Genomic DNA, 21,103 nt, shown 5'->3' with positions numbered 1-21,103 from the left:
GTGCTCGTGGGCGGGCGGGTGGGTTCGGCGGCACGGGACACGTGGAGCAGGGCCAGAGCAAACCACAGCGCCAGCATCCGCCCCCGGCCGGGCCGGGCGAGGGCGGAGGGCGTTTTCGGGAGGCGACGGGCCGCAGGTTTTGCAGGACGATGGAGCGGGTTCATTCGGGCCATAGGTAGATGGTGTCGGTCATGGGTGTGAGCCGCAGTTGTTGCGGATCCAGCACCACATGTTTGATGCGTTCTCGTTTCCAGGTGTAGGTGATGTGGACCAGGCCGTCCGAGGTCTGGATGACGGCCGGGTAGGAAAAACCGGCCGGGGCGGCGGGGTCATGTTCCAGCACGAGAGCGGCGAACCATTGTCGGCCGTCGGGTGAAACGGCCACGTTGAGCGGGGTTCTCATTGGGGGACGTGCGGCGTGGTTGTAGACCAGGAGGTGGCGACCGTCTTTGAGGGTGATGGCGTCGGTGCCGGAGTTGGGGTTGGGCAGCGGGGTCAGGCGCATGGGTTCCCAGGTGCGGCCGCCGTCGTGGGACCAGATTTCGAAGATTCGGCCCTGGCGGGTGCGACCCAGGGCCTGGAGGCGTTCGGGGCCGTGGATGAGGATGCTGGGCTGGATGGCGGCGATGGTTTTGCCATCGTTGAGCGCGGGTGTGCGGACCCAGGTTTGGCCGAGGTCGGAAGTGCGCTCGAAATGGACGCGCCAGCCTTCGGCGCCCTCGGTGCTGGAGCCGCAGAGGAGGTCGCCGTTGGGGAGTTGGACGGGTTTGTTTTTGATGGGGCCGAGGATGCCGTCCGGGAGGCGGCGTGGTGCGGACCAGGTGCGGCCGTCGTCCGTGGAGGTCATCATCATGCCCCACCAGGTGCTGGGGCTGGGACCGACCTTGTAGAAAAGCAGCAGGGGACCCTCCTTGGGGCGGAAGAGGACGGGGTTCCAGGTGGGGTATCGGACGGTGGGGGATTCAACGCCGTTGGCAACCTCCACGGGTGGTGTCCAGCGGCCGTTTTCGTGGCGTGACACCCAGATGCCGACGTCCGGGTGCCGCTCGTGGGTGCCACCGAACCATGCGGCCACGAGTCCGGAAGGTGTTTCGACGATGGTCGAGGCGTGGCAGGAGGGGAAAGGTGCGGTCTCGAAGATGAACTCGCTGCGGATGAGGCCGGGCGCATTGGCTGCCTGTGTCAACCTTGGGAAAGCGAGGGTCATGGAGAGGGTGAGAAATATGGCAGGCCAACGGAGGCGGGCTGCGCAGGTTTTGTGGATCTTTGACCAAGGTCGGGTCAGAGGGGCTTGACCTGCTTGGAGCATGCGCGGCCGCGGCGCGGGCCGGGCGGTCGCGATCGTGTGGGTGGTTGGGGTACGGGTGTTCATGGGTTTCATGGGCAGAGGATGTGGTACTGTCCGCTCCCGACGATCAGGAATGGTCGGGTTGGATCGGGTTGGAACTGCAGGACGCCCGGGGCTTGGTCGGGAGGCAGGCCGTTGACGCGGATCCGGGACGGGTTGCGGGTGGGCGGTTCGATCCGTGCGGTGGTATTGGGTGGGATGGTGATGTCCCAGACGAATTCGGTGGCGGTCTGATGCCATTCACTGCGAACGAGGCCGTAGGGGGTGAGCCGACGGGCCTTGACCCAGGCCAGGCCGGGGACCGGGTGGGGTGACATGAGGAGGCGTTTGTACCCGGGTGCATCGTCGTCGGGGGCGATGCCGGCGAGGTGCTCGTACAGCCAGAGCACGAGGTCGCCCACGAGCATGACGTGGTTACCGGAGTTCATGCCGGGCTCGGCGGTGTCACCGTTCCAGAGTTCCCAGATGGTGGAGGCGCCCTGGCGGACCATGTAACCCCAGCCCGGGTAGTTGGTTTGGGTGGCGATGCGGAAGGCGAGGTCGGGTCGGCCAATTCTGGTGAGGGTGCGCATGAGATGCTGGCATCCGATGAGGCCGGTGGCGAGGTGGCCGTGGTTCAGGACCTCGATGTTGTGGATGAGGGTGGCGCTCACGCGCGGGCGTTCGGTTTCGGGGACGAGGTTGAAGGCCAGGGGCAGGAGGCACGAGGTTTGGGTGCCGTTGTCGTAGCGACCGTGTTCGGGGTCATAGAAATGCTGGTGGAACGCGCGGGCCATGGTTTGGGCCTGTTCTTCCCACGCGTTGGCCTCCTGTTCCGGGCGGCCGAGGAGGCGTGCGTAGCGGGCCATGAGACGCAGGTTTTGGATGAAGTAGGCGGTGGCGATGAGGGTGGGATCGGTGCGTCGGGCCGGGTCGCGGGAATGGATGAGCCGGGGATCTTCCGGCGGGACGCACCAGTCTCCGTAGCTGTCGCGTTCGATGAGGCCGTTGGTGACGAAGCCGGACATGTAGCGGATCCAGCGTGCGGCGGCGGGATAGATTTCGCGGAGGAGGCGGGGGTCGCCGTATTGGCGGTGGAGGACGCCGGGTGCGATGATGAGGGTGCTGGGCCAGGTGACGTTGTCGGAGTAGATGGGCCAGTAGGGCGGGGCCACATCGGGGAGGCTGCCGGAGGGACGTTGAGCGTCCATGATGTCGTGCAGCCATTTGCGGTAGAGGGCGACCACGTTGAAGATGTGTGCTTCACCGGCGCATTCTTCCGATCGGTCGCCGAGCCAGCCCTGGCGCTCGTCTCGCTGCGGGCAATCGGTGGGGATGCTGCGGTAGTTGCCGCGCAGGCCCCAGGTGACGTTTTGGTAGATGCGGTTGAGGAGGGGATGGGAGGAGGCGAACTCGCCGGTGCGCTCGAGGTCGTCGTGGACGACGCAGGCGGTGAGGGTGTTGAGGTCGGGCTGACCGGGGTAACCGGTCAGTTCGACGTAGCGGAATCCGTGGTAGGTGAATCGGGGCTGGTAGGTTTCCCAGCCGTTGCCGCGGAGGGTGTAACGGTCGGTTTGGCGGGCGCCGCGCAGGTTGGCCATGTCGAGGAGGCCATCGGGTCGGAGCCGTTCGGCGTGTCGGAGTTGGACGGTGGTGCCGCGGGGGCCGCGGACGCGGAGTCGGCACCAGCCGACGAGGTTTTGGCCGAAGTCGAAGATGAAGACGCCCGGTTGGGGTTGGGTGATGGCGACGGGTTGGAGTTCCTGGGTGACGCGGATGGGTTCGATGGGCTGGGCCATGAGTCGGCCGGCGGGGGCGGGCATGAGCCGGGCCGGTTCCCAGGAACGATCGTCGTAGCCCGGCAGGTCCCAGCCGTGAAGTTCGAGGCGCGCGTCGTATTCTTCACCGTCGAACTCGCTGTTGGCCCGGATGGGTCCCTGATCGGTCAGACGCCAGGATTCGTCGCTGACGATTTCGGAGACGGATCCGTCGGTGTGTTCGAGGCGGAGGTGGAGGATGAGTTGGGGGAACCCGTAACTGACGGTGCCGGCGTAGATGCGGCTGCGGTCGGCGTAGAACCGGCCGTTGCCAAGGACGACGCCGAGGGTGTTGGTGCCGGTGCGGATGAGGTGGGTGACTTCGTGGGAGAGGTAGTAGACCCGTTTTTCGTAGTGGCTGAGGGCCGGGGAAAGGACGGCGTCACCGACGCGCCGGCCGTTGAGGTAAAGTTCCGAGAGTCCGAGGCCGGACCAATGGACGAGGGCGCGCCGGACGGGGCGCTGGATGACGAACTCTTTGCGCAGCCAGCGGGCGGGGAGGCGCCGGTCTTCGGCGGTGAATGTATCGCCCCAGGGGCTCATGCCGGCGGGGCCGAGCACCCGGGCCGGTTGCCAGTGTCGGTCGTCGAAGTCGGGCCGGTCCCAGCCCGGTTCTTCCCGCGGGCTGGTTTTCCAGCGGCTGTCGGTGGGGATGACCAGCGGAGGGCCGGAATCGAATTCGATCCAGATGCGGCCCACGACGCCGGCCGGTTTGCCGTTTTCGAAATTGGCGCCGGTGAGGCCGAAGACGTAGTTGTGGCCGGGTTCGAGCCGGGTGGTGATGTCGTTCCATTTGACGCGTTGTGGGTTGTTACGGCGTGCGCCGAGGTCGAGTCCGTTCAGCCACCCGCGGCACTCGTTGTCGCCGGTGTATTCGAAGACGGCCCGGACGATGCGCCGGTCGGGTGGGAGGGTCACGACGAGGCGGAACCAGTTGGTACCGGCGGGGGCGTGAAGGAAGTCTGTGACCTCCGGGTGCCAGATCCAGGAGGTTTGCTCGAGTCGGTTGGTGGTCAGGCAACCCGGTTTGCCGATCCACTGGGCGCGCCACTCGGCTGGGTCGAGGATGCCCATGGTCCAGGTGGCGGGCTGGCTCCAGGGGGAGACGTTGTGGTGATTGTCCCAGACGCGGACGCGCCACCAGACCTGCTGGTGGGAGGCGAGGGGTTTACCCTCGTAGGGGACCCAGGTGGATTGGTCCGATTCAACCCGGCCGGTGTCCCAGAGATCGGGTTGGCCGCGGCGCAGTCGTTCGGGGGTGGATGCGGCCTGGATCTGGTAGGCGGTTAGAAGGACGTGGAATTGGTCGGATTCGAGCCGCCAGCTCAGGAGGGGGTTGGGAGTGTCCACCCCGCACGGGTTCACGCGGGTTTCGCACCGGAGATCCACGATGCGGAGCGGTCGGGCCGCTGCCAGGGCCGCGCCGGCTGCGATGCAGAGGCAGCCGAGCGCAACGACCCACTGATTCCGGTGCCGCGACGGTAGCGGCGAAACCGGGTGAGCGGGCGGGCGGGGACGGATCCGTACCGACCTCATGGTTTCAGGGATAGCCAATGGCTGTGGGGAGGGCAACGAACGCTGCCCGGACGGGCTGCCATTTTTCATGCAGATTTTGCCAGTTGCGGGGTGGGGTGGTTCGAGGGCAAGGGCCGGTGAAGTGGGGTAGAGGGGGAGGGCCGGTCGGAGGAAGGGCGGGCGAATGCGTCGTGGCGGGTGTTGGTGGGCGGTGGCCCGTGGGCGTGCGGGGCGGCAGGGCCGGAGTTCTGCCATGGGGTGCCGGGATTTGACTTTGGCCGGGATCGGGTGTCAGCATGCCCGCATGGCGCGTCGAGGTTCGCAAAGTGCCCGGTTTACGGTATCCGTGCCGGCGGGGTTGTTGGAGGAGCTGGATCGGATGGCGGCCGAGAAGGGGTACTCCAATCGGTCGGCCGCGGTCGCCGACATGATCCGGGACGAGTTGGTGGAGCATCGCCAGCGGACGGGCCGCGGGGAGGTGGTGGGGACGTTGACGCTCGTGTATGACCACCATACACGGCACGTGCAGGAGACGCTGACGGAGCTGCAGCATCAGCATCATGAGCGGATTATTTCCACGGTGCACGTGCATCTGGACGAGCACCATTGTCTGGAGGTGTTGCTGATGCGCGGGCCGGCGCCCGAGATCCGGCGGATTGGGGACGCCCTGATTGCGGCGCGCGGGGTGAAGCATGGCAAACTGACCGTGACCAGTACGGGCAGGGATCTGCCCGGTTGAAGGGGGCGGGCTCGGTGCCCGCTGCGGTTGGCGTGCGATTCCGGGTGCCTCGGGGAGGTTGGCCGACTCTGCACCTTCCGATCTTCATTACCCACTTTGCTTGTCCCGGTCACGCGGGGAGATGTCGACGGTTTGGCCGTGGTGGGATGCGGCGGGGGCCATCCTCATGCGGTGGGTCGGATTGGCGGATGACCACCGGGGTCGCGCACGGGTTCGCGCTTGAATGGCTGGTGCTGCGGTTTAGTGTGGGGTCATGACCTTGGAAGACCACCTGGGCGACATGGTGCGAAAGGCGCGGGCGATGCACGGCGTGCGTGCCAGTGAGGCGGCTGCGGCGCTGGGCCTGACGGAGGTCGAGTGGGAGACGTTCGAACAGACGGGTCGGATGCCGCGTGAGGTGGACTGGAAAGCGGTGGCCCGGCGGGTGGGGTTGGACCCGGAGAAATTTGAATCCATCGCGCGGGGCTGGCGGCCGCAGGTGCCCGCGCTGGAGAGGTGGCAGGTGTTGCGTCGGTTCACCACCCGGCAAGGGGACAACGAGGTGCATGCGTATTTGATCTGGGACGTTGAGACGCTGGAGGCGGCCCTGTTTGACACGGGTTGGGATGTGTCGGAGATCCTGGAGGTGGTGGAGACGCAGGGGTTGCGATTGAGGTACCTGTTTTTGACGCACGGGCATGCGGATCATGTGGCCGGGGTGGGCCGGCTGCAGGATGAGCTGGAGGATCTGGAGGTTCGGGCGCATCCAACGCCTGCGCCGCGGGATTTACCCGGGGAGGAGGGTTTGCCGGTGGGCCGGCTGCGGATCTGGTTTCGCCCCACGCCGGGGCATGCGCCGGATGGCGTGACGTACGTGGTGCGCGGATGGCCCGGGGAGGCCCCGCCGGTGGCGGTGGTGGGGGACGCGATCTTTGCCGGGTCGCTGGGTCGGGGCAACCAATCATGGGAACTGGCCCGGCAGGCGGTGCGGGACCAGATCCTGAGCCTGCCGCCCGAGACCTTGCTGTGTCCCGGACATGGTCCGCTGACCACGGTGGCGGAAGAACGTGCGCACAACCCGTTTTTCTGACATGAGGTCGGGAGGGAGGATGGCGTCAGGGAGGGGCTTTTTGTCGGACCAGAGGAGGAAGGGTGAGGGTGTGCCTGCCGCGGTGTGTTCCTGGCACTGCGAGGGTTGGGCCTGTGGTGTGACGGCCGGGTCGGTGTCCGGGTGCCCGAGGGAGTAAGGAGGACCGTTTCATGGAGGCGCCGCGGCGGATGAACATGGGACAGGCGGTTTCCGCTCCGGGGCAGATCACTGGGCTGCAACGGTTGTTGCGGGCCGGTTTGTTGGGGTTGGGGATGAGCGGCCTGGTGACCGGCGTCTGGGGTGGGTTGTTGCGGGTCGGTTGGGTGTTGTCCATGCCGGTGAGCCATGCGAACTGGATTACCTATCACGGGCCGCTGATGGTTTGCGGGTTTTTGGGTACGCTGATCGGGTTGGAACGCGCGGTCGGGCTCCGGTTGTGGTGGACGTACGGTGCGCCCTTGCTGGTGGGTGTGGGTGGAGTGTTGACGGCGGCCGGGGTGATGGGGTGGTTGCCACGTGCGTGCGTGACTGCGGGCAGCGCGGTGTTTGTGGGGGTGACGATCCGCATCCTGTGCCTGCAGAGGACGCCGGCCAATGTGGTGCAGCTGCTGGGCGCCTGCAGTTGGCTGGTGGGGAATGTGGGTTGGATGTTGGACCGGCCGCTGGCGCATGTGGTGCCTGCGTGGATGGGGTTTCTGCTGCTGATCATTGCCGGCGAACGTCTGGAGTTGATGCGGTTTCAGCGTCCGGTGGGCTGGGCGAATCCGGCTTTGACAGGTTTGGTGGTGTGGTTGGGTTTGGGTCTGGTTTTGGAGGGTTTGCAGGCGTGGGGTCGGGGGTTGGTGTTGGGAGGTGCGCTGGTGGGATTTGCCGGTTGGTTGTTGCGATTTGATCTGGCCTGGCGGACGTTGCGTGCGGTGGGGTTGCCGCGGTACATGGCGGTGTGTTTGTTGAGCGGGTACGGGTGGTTGCTGGTGTCGGGGGGTTGGCTGGCGATCGGCTGGCCGCAGACGGCGGGGGTGGCGTATGACGGGATGTTGCATGCCTTTTTTGTGGGGTTTGTGTTTGCGATGATTTTTGCGCATGCGCCGGTGATTTTTCCGGCGGTGTTGGGTGTGCCGGTGGTGTTTCATCCGGTGTTGTACGGGTGGTGGGGTCTCCTGCAGGGGACGCTGGCGTTGCGGTTGCTCGGGGATGGGACGGGTTGGGCGGCGGGTCGTGCCTGGGGCGCTGCCGGGAACGGGATTGCGATGGCGGGTTTTCTGATCACCATGCTGACGCTGTGGGTCCGTGAGGTGTGGCGGAGGCGCAGGGACGGGCGCGGTCACTCCGGCTGACATTTCGGGTCGGGGACCGGAAGGAATCGGGTTGGCCGATGGTTTCCGCGGAGTTGCCCGGTGTTCAGAACATCTCGAGCAGGTAAAAAGCCGCGTGGTTGGTGGAAGGTACGGGGAGTGTGAGGGTGAAGGTTGACGTTTCCGGGAAGACGGCTTCCAGCAGAGACGTCCAGTCGGTTAAGGGTCGGCCCGCGTCCGGGCTGGTCAACAGGCGGTAACGGGCGCCGGCGGGGTGGTCTTCCACGTCGACTTGCAGGGTGTCCTGAGCGAGGCGGAGGTTGTGGAACCTGGGTCGGGGCACCGCGTCGGCAGGCAGTGCCAGTACGAGCCAGGGTCGGGCTCGGAGTCCCGGGTATTCCCGGGAGGCATAGGTGGCGTGGCCGGCTGAGGGCGACCGTGGTGCGGGGGCGATCTGGATGGTGAAAGGCTGGCGTTGGGCCAGTGCGGCTGTGACCTGCGGGGTGACGGCCACGGAAACGGTTTGGGCCGGTTGGGGGATCCACGTTGCGATGGGCGGACGCGCGGTGGGTTGTGTCTGCCAGGTCAGGTCGGTTTCGTCCCACGGAGCCTGAGTGGTGCTGGCCAGGGCCTGCTCGGTGGGCGAGCTGCTGACCGCCAGCGGGGTGAGTTCCACTTTTGCGAGCAGGAGGGTTTGAGCCCATTGCGCCGGCCAACGGTCCAGGGGCCACCGGAGGTGGGCACGGCGTTCGTTGCCGGGGGTCGGGTCACGGCCCACGGCCAGGATGGGGTCGGTCCCGTGGTCGGGCTCGGCGGTCGCGGGTTCACGGACCCAGGTGTCGGCTTCGGGCTGGAATCGGATTTCGGCCCGGGCCGGCAGTGGTGCCAGGTGCAATTCGAGTCGCATCCAATCCACGGCAAGGTCGCCCTGGAGCGCCAGATTGAGCCGTCCGTCAGTCAGGTCGGCCGTGCGGCTGTTGAGGTCCAGCAGGTAGACGGCGGAGCGGTCCGGCGCGGCCGGTCCGCGGAGGAGCGTGTCGATCGGTAAGGACGCATCCGGCGTTTCCAGCAGGATCCGGCCCGGCTGGTGGGGGTTGGGTGGGGTCCGGAGGCAGAACTGGAGTGCGGCGGCGACGATTTGCATACCGGGCGGGGCGGTCCAGCGGAAGGTGACGGGAATCCATTGGCCCGGGAGGAAATCGTCGAAACGTCCGATGGGTGCATTGCCGGCTTGGGACTGGATTTGTGCCAGCCATTCGGGGTCGGCTGTGCCGGTTTCGGCGGCCGGGTTGTTGGTGTCGAACCCGTCCGGGATGCCGGCCCAGTATTCGCGGATTTGCAGTCCGGGGAAGTGGAGTCGGTGCTGGAGTTGGGCGTAATAGAGGCTTCGGGGGAAGACGGGGAACCCGTGCTGGTCGATGGTTCCGGGGTCGTGCGGTCCCACGTAGACGGTTCCCTCTTTCAGGGTGCCGACGGATCCGATCAACCAGTTGCGGGCCGTGGGCGGGTTTTGGACCACGAACGAGCGGGCGCGGCAGTTCCAGACCACGCAGTTGGCGCCGGCCCAGCCGTGGCCGCTGCCCAGGTTGCCCCGGTTTTGCACGTTCAGGTCGTGGCCCTGGACTTCGATGTTGTCCCACAGCGCGCCCGTGGCCCAGCGATGGTGGGGGCCGGCGTCGGACAGGGCATTTTCGGTGAGACCGTCCACGAAGACGTTGGGGCCGGTGGTGAGGGACTGGGTGACGAACTGGTGGCGGTCCTGGCGGGTGCGGCATTCGCGGACCAGGCACAGCTCGGCATCGTCCATCACGAAGGCATAGCGCCGGCCGCCGGTGACCTGGGAGACCGGGTCGATTCCTTCGCATTCGCTCACGGTGACGTTTCGTGCGCCGCGGCCGAGGCTGACGGCGGCGAAACCGAAGTGCCGTGCCGTGACGCGGCGCACCCAGGCATGCTCGACCGCCTGAAGTTGGATGAACGTCCATGCGTGGTTTTCGTCGTCAGGTGCGGTGAAGTCGGAGACCCCCTCGAGGTCTTCGATGCCGACGTGTTGGATTCGTCCCTCCCAGGTGAAGCGGCGGACGGTGCCGCCGCCGTACCGGCTTTCGATGGCGCAGACGATGGGTGTGTCGAGGAAGATGGTGTTGCCTTCCATGGCGACGATGCGGCGGTCCATGTCGATCTGGTAGGAGGATGCGGACCAGGGCTGGACATCGGGCGGGCAACAGAGCAGGTCCATGCCAAGGTCATGGATCCACGCGTCGTTGGCGCTGCGGCGGACGAGTACGCGATCGCCGACGTTCAACCCGTCCACGCTGTCCAGGGTGATCGTGTGTGCGCCCACCGGGACGTAGGGATCGAGGATGTTGCGGGTGGAGCCCGGGATGGTTTGGGGTGACCCCGAGCCTGCGACGAGGATGAGGGTGCGCTGGCCGGGACCGGTGGCACGCAGGACCGTGCCGTTGGTGCCCCGGCCGCTGCCGCGGAGTACGATGCCGCTGGTGCGGATGGTGATCTGGTTGGAGATCTGGAATTCACCCGGGGCAAGGAGGACCGCGCCGCGAAACCCGGAGCTGTCGGGTGAAATTCGGGCCAGTGCGTCGATCGCTTGCTGGATGCGTGCGGTGTCGTCGCCGGGGCCCGGTTGGACGAGGACGCGCGCGGGCACGACCGGGGGTTCGCGTTCGCCGCCGGCGTAACCCACGGTGGAGAAGTCGGGGATGCGGTTCCCGCGCTCGTCGGAAAGGCTCCAGACAGGTCCGGCCGGGCTCAAGTGGACCCATGCGCTCGTGGGCGGGGCGGTGGTGGACTGGGCGAGGGCCGCCGATGCGATGGCGAGGGCGACGGCAGCGAGGGCCGGTTGCAGGCCCAGGGTTGGGCCGGCCCGGCTGTGGTCGTGCGGGGGAGGTTTCCCCCGCGGTTTTGAGCGGCCCTGCGACATGCGCCAGGTACTATGGGGGATTGGGCCTGCGGGGGTAAATCGGACATTCGTCGGATGACCCGGGCCCGGGGATTGGGTCGGGGCGCTCGTGAGGGATCGGGCGGGGCCGGGAGCCGGGAGCCGACCGGGCTCAGGCGGGTGGCATCCCGGCGGATCGGGCGATTTCCTGACGCAGTTCCGCCAGCATGGTTTGGAGCCGGCGACCGTATTCGACGAAGTTTTTGCGCAGGGCTTCGTCGTTGGCGGCGGCTTGTTTGGGGTCGTGGAAGACGGCGACCATGTGGGGCTCGATGCTGATGCCGGCGTCGTAGCCGCGGGCCAGGGCGTCCCGGAGGATGTCGCGGACGCGGCCCTGGCCCTCGCCGGGCCAGTGGTAGGTGGCATCGTTGCGTTCGGGGACCCAGGTGGCGTCCTTGACGTGGATGTGGACGACGTGGTCGCGGATGTGTTCCCAGAACTCCCAGGGATCCTGTCGGGGCCAGGGCTTTGGTTTGGAGCGGTCCGGGTTGAGGATGGGATTGGCGGTGTCGAAGACCCACTTGAGGCCGGGGCATTTGTCGAGCAGTTCCAGGGCGTGTTGCCAGCTCATGCCGCCGTAGTTCATGCAGTTTTCGTGGACCGGCTGGAGACCCTGGTCGAGGAACATCTGCGTGACGTCGCGCACGCGTTCGAAGACCTTTTTGGGGATGGAATACTCGTCGTCGCCGGGTTTGAAGCTCATGATGCGGATGTAGCGGGCGCCGGCGCGTTTCATGCGGGGGATGGCGCGGCGGACCTCGGCGAGGGTCACGTCCCAGGGGGTGTCAAGGGTTTTGGCCCAGTTCATGATGGTGGAGCCGAAGCAATAGACCTGGATGCCTGCGGCTTCGAGCCGGGCCAGCGCGGCGTCGAAGGCAGGGTCGGGGATGTCGTGGAAGTTTCCCCTGGGATAACCGGGCACTTCCACGGTTCGCGGTTCGATGTGCTGCCATTGCAGTTCTTTGAGGGCGGCGATCTGGCTTTCGATGTTCACGCCCGCCTCGTCTCCGATGCCCATCAGCCACATGGTTCCTCCTTTTGGGTTGTGCGAAGGCGGGGGCAGCCGGGGCGCCCCACGCCCGGGATCAACGTCGGAAAGATGCCGTGAAATCTGTGGTTTCGAGGTTGACCACCTGTTTCTGGACCTTGGAACTGGCGATGAGTTCTCCGAGCCTGGATTCCCAGGCGGCACCGTCCATGGGCAGGTCCAGGGTCCGGTCGAGCAGCGCGGAGAAGACCACGGCGTTGGCCAGTTCCACCGAGTGGATGCCCTCGGGGCCGGGGGCGATCAAGGGTTCACCGTCCAGGATGGCGTTGACGAAGTTTTGGACGATGATGGCGTGGGGCAGGACGGCATCGGTGAACGGGATTTCGACGTGCCAGACGTCCGGTTTGGCGAAGGGGCTACGGGCTGTGCGGCTGAACTCGATCATGTCGGACTCGTTGCGGGTGAAGCGCAGGCGGTTGTCTTCCAGGACGACCTTGCCGCGGGTGCCGGCGATTTCGAGGCGGTTGGTGCCCGGGGCCTCACCGGTGGAACCGAGGAAGACCCCGGTGGCGCGGTTGGGCCACTCGAGATAGGCCGTGACGTTGTCTTCGACTTCGATTTGGTGGTAGCGGCCGAACTGGCAGAAGCCGCGTACCCGGGAGGGCATGCCGCAGAGCCATTGGAGGGTGTCCAGGTTGTGGAGGCATTGATTGATGAGCACGCCGCCGCCCTCGCCCTTCCACGTGGCGCGCCATCCCCCGGTGGCAAAATAAATTTCGGGCCGGAACCAGTCGGTGTTGATCCAGTTGACCCGGACGATCTCGCCCAGCTCACCGCTGGTGATGAGGCGCCGAAGTTTTTGGTAACGGGGCTCGGTGCGGAGTTGGAACATGGCGGCGAAGACCTGTTTGGGGTGTTGTTGGGCTTTGGCAATGAGCCGCTCCGCATCGGCCTTGTGGGCGGCGATGGGTTTTTCGACCAGGATGTGGAGGCCGGCTTCCAGGGCCGCGATGCCGAGGGTGACGTGCTGGTAGTGCGGGGTGCAGATGAGCACCGCGTCCACTGCCCCGGAGCGGAAGAGATCCTCGGGGTTGGTGAACCGCTGGAGTTGGGTGTACCGTTCCACGGCCTTTCCCACGTCGCATACGGCCACCAGCTCGCATCGCTGGACCTTGCCCTGCAACAGATAATCGGCGTGATACCGGCCGATGTTGCCCAGTCCAATGATCCCCAGACGCACCTTGTCCATGCCATTCACTTTAAGGAGGTCGGCCCCTCGGCCAAAGCAAAACCGTTCCCGGGCTGGCCGGCAGGGGCCGATTGGCAGCGTGGCCTGGATGCGGCCGTTCCGGGCGGCGGGGGGACGGGGGCGCGATGAGCCATGCGATTGCTGCCGGGCCGGGTTTGCGCTTGTCTGGAGTCCGGGTTGACCTAGGTTGCGGATCGTGTTGGAGCAACTCATTCGACAGGTTGAGGCGGGCGGTGTTCTGACCCGCGAACAGGTCCGCGAAGCGGTCGAGGGGCTTGTGGACGAGCGGGTCCCGGTGGAGACAAAGGCGGAGTTTCTGGCCGCGCTGGCGCGCCGGGGCGAAACGGTCGGGGAGATCGCCGCATTTGCAGAGGAGCTGCGGTCGCGGGCGGTTGAACCGCCGCTGGACCCCGCATGGCGTCGGGGCCGGGTGATCCTGGACGTGGTGGGTACCGGTGGCGATCGAGCCGGCACGTTCAACATCTCCACCACGGTGGCCCTGGTGTGTGCCGCGGCGGGTGTGACCGTGGCCAAGCACGGCAATCGGGCGGTGACCTCCCGTGCGGGGAGTGCGGATGTGCTGGAGGCGCTGGGGATTCCGGTGCAGAGCCCGCCGGCGGAGGCGGCCCGGAGTCTGGAACGACATGGTTTTGCCTTTTTGTTTGCACCGCTCTACCACCCGGCGTTTCGGCACATTGCACCGGCTCGAAAGCTCTGTGCCGAACGCGGGCAGCGGACGCTGTTCAATTACCTGGGGCCGTTGCTGAATCCGGTCCGGCCGACGGCGCAGTTGATGGGCGTGGCGCGGCCGGAACTGTGCGGGCCAATGGCGCAGGTGTTGGGATCACTCGGCGTGGAACGGGTTGCGGTCGTGTGCGGCGAGTTGCCCGGCACGGACCCCGCGCAGCGGGTCTGGGTGGATGAATTGTCGCCGGCGGGGCCGACCACGGTGGCGGTGTTCGGGCTGGCTCGGGGCGAATCCACGGCGGTTTGGCCGCGGCCGGCGCGGGTCCGACGGGCCCTGAGCCTGAGGGATTTGCAGGGGGGCGATGCAGCGGCCAACGCCGCCGTGGTGGAGGCCATATTGCAGGGGCGCGACCGCGGACCGAAACGGGATGCAGTGCTGTATAACGCGGCGGTGGCGTTGTGGGTGGCCGGGGCTGCGAGTTCGGTGGAGGAGGGATGGTTGCTGGCGGAACGGGTCCTGGACGAGGGCCATGCGGCGCGGAAGCTGAGCGAATTACGCCGTGCCGGCGGTGGCGGTTGAACCCGGCGGGAGCCGGGGCGGGTTTCTTTGGAAGTGAGTGACGAAGCGGTGTGTCATCCGCAAGAGCCGGCCGCGGCTTGACGCTGGGCGGGTTTTGGGCGTTCCTTCGCCAGCCGCATGAGGAATGAGACCCCATCGAAGTGGAAGGCCGCGACAGGTTGGATCCGGCGGCTGTACGACTGGACGGTGCAATGGGCGGAACGGCCCGGGGGCGCGTGGGCGCTTTTTGGGATTGCTTTCATGGAATCGTCGTTTTTCCCCGTGCCGCCGGACGTGTTGTTGCTGGCGTTGAGTGTGGGGGCGCCGCGGCGGGCACTGTGGTTTGCCTGTCTCTGCTCGGCGGGTTCGGTAGCGGGTGGCGTGTTTGGTTACCTGATCGGACATTACGCGTGGGAGGCGGTGCGGGGGTTTTTCATCCCGTACGTTTTCTCGCAGGCGGCGTTTGACCGGGTGGCGACGCTGTACAACGACAATGCGTTTGTGGCGATTCTGTCGGCCGCGTTTACGCCGATTCCGTACAAGGTGTTCACGGTGGCGGCGGGTGTGTGCGGGGTGAACCTTGGGACGCTGGTGGTGGCGTCGGCCCTCGGACGGTCGGCGCGCTTTTTCATGGTGGGCGGGGCGGTGTATTGGCTGGGCCCCCGGGTGAAGGTGTGGATTGAGCGGTATTTTGACTGGCTTGCGTGGGCGTTGCTGGTGCTGGGGGTGGGCGGTTTTGTGGCGCTGAAGTATCTGCGGTAGGGGCCGGGGTGATGCGGGTGTGTGTGATTGTCAATCCGGTGGCGCGCGGGGTGCGGCGCAAGGGCGCCTGTTTGCACGAGATCGAGCGGGCCGGCGCGGCCATTTACTGGACGAGCCGGCCCGGGGAGGCGCGCGTGCTGGCCGCTCGGGCGGTGCAGGACGGATGCGAACTGGTGGTGGCGGCCGGCGGGGACGGGACGGTGAACGAGGTGGTGAACGGGATCGGTGACGTGCCGGGGGGATGGGGTCGGGTGCGACTGGCGGTGTTGCCGTTGGGTACGGCGAATGTGTGGGCGCGTGAGCTGGGGATGCCGCTGGACCCCGAGAGGGCCTGGCGGGTGTTGACGGCGGGGCAGGAGCGTTGCGTGGATGTGGCCTGGGCGGAGTGGCCGGGGGAGGAGGGACGGCGCCGGCGTTATTTCGTGCAACTGGCGGGGGCGGGTTGGGACGCGCGGGCGATCGAGCGGGTGCGACCGGGGTTGAAACGTTGGCTGGGTCCGTGGGCGTACGTGTGGGCGGGTTGGGTGGCGTTATGGCGCGGGGGAGCGCCGGTGACGGTGGACCTGGGGGAGGAACGGTCGGCGGGCCCATGGGTGTTGGCGGGCAACGGGCGATTGTACGGCGGACCGTTTGAATTGTTTCCGGGTGCGTCCCCGGGCGACGGATGGCTGGAAGTGTGTGTGGTTCCGCGTCTGACGGTGGCGCTGGCGCTGGCGGGTGGGTTGTGGGTGTTGTTGCGACGGCGCTTGCCCGAACGCTGGGTGATCCGCCGGCGCGCCCGGCGACTGCGTTGGGTGTCGGAGCGGCCGGTACCGTTTGAGCTGGATGGAGAGTGGGCCGGTTGGACGCCGGTGGAACTGGGCTTGTGTCCGGGGTCGTTGCGGGTGGTGGCGTGATCCGGACGCGTTTCGAACAAACGTGGGATTGAAGGCCGGACGGGGTTCGGGGCAGGATGCGCCCCGTGAGCGAAAAGAAGGATGCACCGGCCGGGCTGCCCCTGAGCGGGCAGGTGAATCGGGCGGCCTTGGCACGGGAGGAGGCCGAGTTGAGGGCGCTGGAACAGTTGCCCTGGCCGCGGCGGGCGCTGGGGTATTTGAAGCGGACGGGGCCGGGTCTGTTGCAGAGTGCGATGACGCTGGGGGCGGGCAGTGCGGTGGCATCGGTGGTGGCGGGGGCGTCCTTTGGTTACGACCTGCTCTGGGTGCAACCGGTGGCGATGCTGCTGGGGGTGTGCATGCTGGCGGCGCTGGGGCATGTGGTGCTGACGACGGGCGAACGCCCGTATCGGCTGGTGTCGCGGGAGCTGCATCCGGCGCTGGCGTTTTTGTGGGCGCTGGCGACGGTGGTGGCGTCGGTGATCTGGCATTTTCCGCAGTACGGACTGGCGGCGGGTGCGGCGCGGGATCTGGCGGAGCTGGCGGGGCTGACGGTATATGCCGTGGGTGAGGACGGTGTGCGGCGGCTGACCGGCACGGGCTACGCGGTCAGTTTCGGGATCGGTTTTGTGTTGTTGGGGGTGTCGCTGGCAACGGTTTGGAGTTACGGCCGTCGCGGTGCAGGGATCCGGATTTACGAATGGTTTTTGCGCGGGGTGATTCTGGTGGTGGTGCTTTCGTTTGCCACGGTGGTGGTGTGGACGGGGGTGGATTGGGTGGCGTTGTTGCGAGGGTTTTTCGGGTTCACGCTGCCGCGCAGTGCGGAGGGGATCCAGACCGTGCTGGGTGCGATCGGGGCGGCGGTGGGGATCAACATGACGTTCTTGTACGGGTATTCGCTTCTGGCCAAGGGCTGGGGGCCGGTGCACCGGCCGCTGTCGCGGTGGGACCTGGTGATGTCCATGCTGGTGCCGTTTGTGGTGGTGACCTCACTGATCATCCTGGCGATGGCGAACACGGTGTACGATCCGGCGCGAGCCGGCGTGGTACGGACGGATTTGCGGCCCGTGGATGCGGCGCAGGCCCTGGTGCCGGTGATGGGGGCGCATGTGGGACGGGTTGTGTTTGATCTGGGGTTCATTGCGATGACGTGCGGGGCAATCAGCGCGCACATGGTGGTGTGCGGTTTCACCGTGTGCGAGATGTTCGGGCTGGAGTATACGGAGAGGCGATATCGGATGTTCACGCTGGTGCCGGTGGTGGGGTTGCTGGGGGTGGTGACCTCGACGCCGTTGTGGCTGCCGGTGGTGGCATCGGCCCTTGCGTTCACGATGCTGCCGATCGCGTACGGGACGTTTGTAGTGCTGTACAACCGGCGCAGTTGCGGGGGTGCGGGTTTTGCGGCGACGCCGGGCCGGTTGTTGTTCAATTTGGTGTTGGTGGTGGCGCTGGCGATGTCGGTGGTGGGTGCGGGAATCCAGCTCAAAACACGGGTTTTGGATCGGCTGCCGGCGTTGCTGGGGCGTTCCACGGCGATGCTGCGGGTGGCACCGGGGGCGCTGCTCGGGACGGCCGGGCGGAGCGGTCTTTGGGCTTGTGGCGCGGGAGCGGGGTTGTTTCCAATGCCGGTGGAGGCAGTTCGATGGCAAAGGCTGATATGAAGAAGGTGGTGATTCGACCGGCGGGTGCGGCCCCAGCGGTGGGACCGTACAATCACGCAGTGCGGGTGGGTGACCTGCTGTTTTGCGCGGGTCAGATCCCGGTGGACCCGGCGACGGGCCAACTGGTGGAGGGCGACATCCGGGTGCAAACCGAACGGGTGTTGCGGAACGTGGAGATTCTGTTGAAGGACCAGGGACTGACCTTTGACGACGTGGTGAAGACCACGGTGTTTTTGACGGACCTGCAGGATTTTGCGGCCATGAACGAGGTGTACGCCCGGTTTTTCACGCGGGATCATCCGGCGCGTTCGACCGTGCAGGTGGCGGCATTGCCGAAGGGGGCGCGGGTGGAGATCGAGGTGATCGCCGCCTACGGTGGGTCGGACCCGGCCTGAAGGGGGCCGGGCGGGAGGGGTCGGGCCGGCGGCCGTGGACCGGCGGTATTTTCTCCCGCGGAGGGCCGGTTTGTGCGTGTGCTGGCGACTCGGGGCTTTTGAGCGTGGCTTATGGAAGCGTGGATTGGATTTGGTTTGGGTGTGGTCGCGGGCGGGCTGGTGGTCTGGTTCTGGATGCGCGGTCGCGGGCCGGCGCCGGATTCGCGGTTGGAACAGGAGCTGCGCGAGCAGGTGCGACTGCGGGAGGAGGAACTGGTGCGGCTCCGGACGGAGCTGGCGTCGCTGAGTCAGGGGAAGGCGGCGGCCGAAGCGGAACGGGAGGCGACCCGGCGGCTGATGACGCAGCAACAGGAGCTGCACGAACGGATGTTGCGCGAGCACCAGGCCTCGCATGAGCGTGCCCTGCGGGAACAGCGGGAGTCGTATGAACGGGCGTTGCGGGAACTGCAGGAGGCGCGGGACAGGGCGTTGGCCGAGCTGCGGGAGGCGTTCAAGGCGCTGAGTGCCGAGGCGTTGAAGGAGAGTGCGCCGGCGTTTCTGCAACTGGCGGGGGAGACGCTGGGGAAATTACAGGAGGCGGCCAGGGGGGATCTGGCGCAGCGGCAGGAGGCGATTCGTGCGCTGGTCCAACCGTTGAAGGAGCAATTGGAGGCCTACCAGCGGCGGTTACAACAGGCGGAGAGCCAGCAGTCGGTGGTACTGGGCGAGCTGAGGAAGCAGTTGGAGGCGTTGTCGCAGCAGAGCCAGGTGCTGGCCCAGGAGACGCAACAGTTTCGGATGGTGTTGCGGTCGAATCCGGCCCGGGGTCGGTGGGGCGAGGAGACGCTGCGGCGGGTGGTGGAGGCGGCGGGGATGAGCGCGCACTGCGACTTTGTGGAGCAGGCGGCGGGGTCGGAGGGGAAACCGGATCTGATTGTGCATTTGCCGGGCAACCGGATGATCCTGGTGGATGCCAAGGTGCCGGACCTGGATTTTTTGTCGGCGCTGGACGAGGCGGATCCGGACCGGCGCCGGGCGGCGCTGGCCGCGCATGCGCGGAAGTTGCGGCAGACGATCACGGACCTGGCCGAGCGGGATTACCCGCGGCAGTTTCCCAATGCGCTGGATCACGTGGTGTTGTTTTTGCCGGCCGAATCGTTGTTCAGCGCGGCGCTGGAGGGGGACCGGGAACTGATTGTGTGGGCGGCGCAGCGGCGGATTTTGCTGGCGACGCCGGCGTCGTTGATTGCGTTGTTGCGTTCGGTGGCGGTGAGCTGGCAGCAGCATGCGCAGACGGAGAACGCGCAGAAGATTGCGCAGGCGGCGCGGGACCTGTACGAGCGCGTGGTCACGTTTGCGCAGCATTTGGAGCGGTTGCGGGCGGGTCTGGAGCGGGCGGTGACGGCCTACAACGATGCGGTGGGAAGTTTTCAGGCGCGGGTACGGCCGGCGGGGGAACGTTTGGCTGCGCTGGGCGGCGGTGCGCCGGGCAGAGAATTGCCGGAGCCGGAGCCGATTGCTCAGGGGCTGCGGCTGACGGCCGGCGATGCGAAGGTTGTGCCGGAGGAAACCGGCGGTCCACGCCGGGCCGGCGGGTGACCGCCGGCCCGGGAGCCTGGGGTGGGCGGATCAGAGTCCTTCGAACCGGGTCTGGCCGGGTCGGGGGACGGGGTAGGTACCGTCGGGGCCCGGCCGTGTGGGGGGTTCCATGTCGTCGTGGCACTCCTCGGGTTTGGGCGGGTAATGGAAGTGGGATGATTGGATTTGATCCCAGGAGATTTCGCGGCCGGTGTAGCAGGACAACTGGCCCATGACGGCGATTTGGGTGCTGCGGATCATGTAGTCGCCGTTGTCGAGGGGGGTACCGTTGCGGATGGCGGCGAAGAGGGCGTTGTGTTCTTCCTGGTAGGGGTCGCACTGGCCCTGCCAACGCCAGGGGCGACGCCCGGTGATGCGGCAGTTGAGGAGGTCGGCGCGGCCCTCGGTGCCGTGGACGAGGCTGGAGTTTTCGTCGTAACAGCCGGGGGTGGTGCGGCAGAAGGCGTAGACCTTGACGTCGTCGGTCCAGTGATAGACGACGGCGTGGTGGTCGAAGACATCGCCGTAGCGTGCCTCGGTGAGGGTGGACCGGCCGCCGAGGCCGTGACAGCGGAGGGGTGCGGTGTTGCCGAGGACCCAACTGGTGCGGTCGAGGTTGTGGACGAGGGATTGGACGACATCGTCGCCGGAGAGCCAGCGGAAGCGGTATTGGACGTAGCATTGCCACTGGAGTTCGGACAGGCCGGGCGGGCGGTCGAGGATGCCGTAGGGTCCGCGGAGGAAGTTTTCCTCGATGCTGACGATGCGGCCGATGGCGCCGTCCTGGATGCGGCGGATGGTTTCCTGGTAACCGGTGTGGTAGCGGCTTTGCAGGCCCGAGACCATGCAAAGACGTTTTTGCCGGCCGATGGCCACGGCGCGCTCGAGCATGCGGAGCCCGTAAGGGTCGATGGCATGAGGTTTTTCGACGAAGACGTGTTTACCGGCCTCGACCGCGGCGAGCATGTGCCAGGGATGAAACTTGGCTGCGTTGGCGATGAGGACCACGTCGGACAGTTCGATAACGTGGCGAAAGGCGTTAAACCCGGTGAACCAGTGATCCTCGGGCACCTGGACCTGGTCGGCGCGGCCGTCGCGGGCCAGGTCCGCTTGAATGGCGTCGCGGGCGCGCTGGATGCGGTCGCGGAAGATGTCGGCCATGGCGACGAGGCGGGCGCCGCGATCGGCCCGGAGTGCCTGGGCTCCGGCGCCGGTGTTGCGGCCGCCGCAGCCGATGAGGCCGACGCGGAGGACGTCGCTGCCCGCGGCGTGGGCGAACCGGGCGATGTCGAGCGTGGCCAACCCTGCGGTGGCTGCGGCGGATGTGGCCAGGAACCGGCGTCGGGTGACGCCGGTCTGTGGGGGTGTGACCTTGTGGGTTGTGGGCGGTTGGGTTTGCCCCGTGGACGGATGGCGAGGTTGGTCGTGTGCTGGTTTCATGGCTTCCTTGGAGTTGTCGTGCGCCCATGAGAAGGGCTCATCCGAGCGCTGGCAGCTCGGTTTGTGAGTCCTACCGCAGTGTTGTTTGCGTGGATTCCCTGTAAGTGAAAGACGCAACCTCCCGCGAGCTGGGGCCCGTGCCACGCCAAGCTTTGAGGGGGCGACTGGGCTGGGGCGGGTGGGCAGCCCGGGAACGATGGAGCCGCGGC

15 protein-coding genes are annotated in these 21,103 nt (G+C 66.8%); 9 read left to right on the top strand and 6 right to left on the bottom strand.

Annotated elements, in window-relative coordinates; genetic code table 11:
• Positions 1-160 precede the first annotated feature (160 nt).
• Both G4L39_RS03890 and G4L39_RS03885 read right to left on the bottom strand, forming a co-directional pair.
• A complete protein-coding gene (locus G4L39_RS03890) occupies positions 161-1,207 on the bottom strand; it encodes a sialidase family protein (protein ID WP_165106071.1) in 1,047 nt (348 codons plus the stop codon).
• Positions 1,208-1,377: 170 nt separating this feature from the next.
• A complete protein-coding gene (locus G4L39_RS03885) occupies positions 1,378-4,680 on the bottom strand; it encodes an alpha-L-rhamnosidase (RefSeq protein ID WP_165106069.1) in 3,303 nt (1,100 codons plus the stop codon).
• A 283-nt stretch (positions 4,681-4,963) separates the two neighbouring features.
• On the opposite strand from G4L39_RS03885, the gene nikR reads away from it, so the two are divergent.
• From nikR to G4L39_RS03870, 3 genes are all read left to right on the top strand, one after another.
• Positions 4,964-5,398: a nickel-responsive transcriptional regulator NikR gene (gene nikR / locus G4L39_RS03880; protein WP_165106068.1), complete on the top strand. Its 435-nt coding sequence runs from the start codon at positions 4,964-4,966 to the stop codon at positions 5,396-5,398.
• Positions 5,399-5,651: 253 nt separating this feature from the next.
• Positions 5,652-6,467 (top strand): MBL fold metallo-hydrolase, encoded by an 816-nt coding sequence (locus G4L39_RS03875; protein WP_165106066.1) that lies wholly within the window; start codon positions 5,652-5,654, stop codon positions 6,465-6,467.
• Between the two features lie 170 nt (positions 6,468-6,637).
• Positions 6,638-7,804, top strand: a complete 1,167-nt coding sequence (locus G4L39_RS03870; protein WP_165106064.1) for a hypothetical protein — start codon at positions 6,638-6,640, stop codon at positions 7,802-7,804.
• A gap of 64 nt (positions 7,805-7,868) precedes the next feature.
• On the opposite strand, the gene G4L39_RS03865 is transcribed toward G4L39_RS03870, so the two are convergent.
• From G4L39_RS03865 to G4L39_RS03855, 3 genes are all read right to left on the bottom strand, one after another.
• The gene (locus G4L39_RS03865; RefSeq protein ID WP_165106063.1) at positions 7,869-10,703 is read right to left on the bottom strand and encodes a CBM96 family carbohydrate-binding protein; all 2,835 of its coding nucleotides are present in this window, start codon (positions 10,701-10,703) and stop codon (positions 7,869-7,871) included.
• 130 nt (positions 10,704-10,833) lie between these two features.
• On the bottom strand, positions 10,834-11,748 hold the full coding sequence (locus G4L39_RS03860; RefSeq protein WP_165106061.1) for a sugar phosphate isomerase/epimerase family protein: 915 nt from the start codon (positions 11,746-11,748) through the stop codon (positions 10,834-10,836).
• A 58-nt stretch (positions 11,749-11,806) separates the two neighbouring features.
• The gene (locus G4L39_RS03855; RefSeq protein WP_165106059.1) at positions 11,807-12,958 is read right to left on the bottom strand and encodes a Gfo/Idh/MocA family protein; all 1,152 of its coding nucleotides are present in this window, start codon (positions 12,956-12,958) and stop codon (positions 11,807-11,809) included.
• A gap of 196 nt (positions 12,959-13,154) precedes the next feature.
• Here G4L39_RS03855 and trpD point away from each other — a divergent pair, with 196 nt between their 5' ends.
• The 6 genes from trpD to G4L39_RS03825 all read left to right on the top strand — a co-directional run bounded on the left by trpD (position 13,155) and on the right by G4L39_RS03825 (position 19,475).
• Positions 13,155-14,225 (top strand): anthranilate phosphoribosyltransferase, encoded by a 1,071-nt coding sequence (trpD, locus tag G4L39_RS03850; RefSeq protein WP_165106058.1) that lies wholly within the window; start codon positions 13,155-13,157, stop codon positions 14,223-14,225.
• 240 nt (positions 14,226-14,465) lie between these two features.
• Entirely contained in the window at positions 14,466-14,966 is a 501-nt protein-coding gene (locus G4L39_RS03845; RefSeq protein WP_205880763.1) for a YqaA family protein, read from the top strand.
• Between the two features lie 11 nt (positions 14,967-14,977).
• Positions 14,978-15,862 carry a diacylglycerol/lipid kinase family protein gene (locus G4L39_RS15345; protein WP_165106055.1) on the top strand — a complete coding sequence of 295 codons (885 nt, stop codon included), beginning with the start codon at positions 14,978-14,980 and terminating at the stop codon, positions 15,860-15,862.
• Between the two features lie 65 nt (positions 15,863-15,927).
• Entirely contained in the window at positions 15,928-17,502 is a 1,575-nt protein-coding gene (locus G4L39_RS03835) for a divalent metal cation transporter (protein ID WP_165106053.1), read from the top strand.
• Positions 17,499-17,897 (top strand): RidA family protein, encoded by a 399-nt coding sequence (locus G4L39_RS03830; protein ID WP_165106073.1) that lies wholly within the window; start codon positions 17,499-17,501, stop codon positions 17,895-17,897. Before G4L39_RS03835 ends, G4L39_RS03830 begins: the two co-directional genes overlap by 4 nt.
• Before the next feature lie 111 nt (positions 17,898-18,008).
• Positions 18,009-19,475, top strand: coding sequence for a DNA recombination protein RmuC (locus G4L39_RS03825; RefSeq protein WP_165106052.1), 1,467 nt, complete (start codon positions 18,009-18,011; stop codon positions 19,473-19,475).
• Positions 19,476-19,505: 30 nt separating this feature from the next.
• Here the strand turns inward: G4L39_RS03825 and G4L39_RS03820 are convergent, their stop codons facing one another.
• Positions 19,506-20,894 carry a Gfo/Idh/MocA family protein gene (locus G4L39_RS03820; protein ID WP_165106050.1) on the bottom strand — a complete coding sequence of 463 codons (1,389 nt, stop codon included), beginning with the start codon at positions 20,892-20,894 and terminating at the stop codon, positions 19,506-19,508.
• Positions 20,895-21,103 lie beyond the last annotated feature (209 nt).

The sequence above is a fragment of the Limisphaera ngatamarikiensis genome (assembly GCF_011044775.1).
Classification (GTDB): domain Bacteria; phylum Verrucomicrobiota; class Verrucomicrobiia; order Limisphaerales; family Limisphaeraceae; genus Limisphaera; species Limisphaera ngatamarikiensis.
This window is presented reverse-complemented; position numbering and strand designations above follow the sequence as displayed.

Coding starts and splice junctions, on each gene's coding strand:
- G4L39_RS15345 (WP_165106055.1), top strand. CDS start 14,978: ATGCGGGTGTGTGTGATTGTCAATCCGGTGGCGCGCGGGGTGCGGCGC.
- G4L39_RS03870 (WP_165106064.1), top strand. CDS start 6,638: ATGGAGGCGCCGCGGCGGATGAACATGGGACAGGCGGTTTCCGCTCCG.
- G4L39_RS03830 (WP_165106073.1), top strand. CDS start 17,499: ATGAAGAAGGTGGTGATTCGACCGGCGGGTGCGGCCCCAGCGGTGGGA.
- G4L39_RS03855 (WP_165106059.1), bottom strand. CDS start 12,958: ATGGACAAGGTGCGTCTGGGGATCATTGGACTGGGCAACATCGGCCGG.
- G4L39_RS03865 (WP_165106063.1), bottom strand. CDS start 10,703: ATGTCGCAGGGCCGCTCAAAACCGCGGGGGAAACCTCCCCCGCACGAC.
- G4L39_RS03890 (WP_165106071.1), bottom strand. CDS start 1,207: ATGACCCTCGCTTTCCCAAGGTTGACACAGGCAGCCAATGCGCCCGGC.
- G4L39_RS03875 (WP_165106066.1), top strand. CDS start 5,652: ATGACCTTGGAAGACCACCTGGGCGACATGGTGCGAAAGGCGCGGGCG.
- G4L39_RS03820 (WP_165106050.1), bottom strand. CDS start 20,894: ATGAAACCAGCACACGACCAACCTCGCCATCCGTCCACGGGGCAAACC.
- nikR (WP_165106068.1), top strand. CDS start 4,964: ATGGCGCGTCGAGGTTCGCAAAGTGCCCGGTTTACGGTATCCGTGCCG.
- G4L39_RS03845 (WP_205880763.1), top strand. CDS start 14,466: ATGGAATCGTCGTTTTTCCCCGTGCCGCCGGACGTGTTGTTGCTGGCG.
- G4L39_RS03885 (WP_165106069.1), bottom strand. CDS start 4,680: ATGAGGTCGGTACGGATCCGTCCCCGCCCGCCCGCTCACCCGGTTTCG.
- G4L39_RS03860 (WP_165106061.1), bottom strand. CDS start 11,748: ATGTGGCTGATGGGCATCGGAGACGAGGCGGGCGTGAACATCGAAAGC.
- G4L39_RS03825 (WP_165106052.1), top strand. CDS start 18,009: ATGGAAGCGTGGATTGGATTTGGTTTGGGTGTGGTCGCGGGCGGGCTG.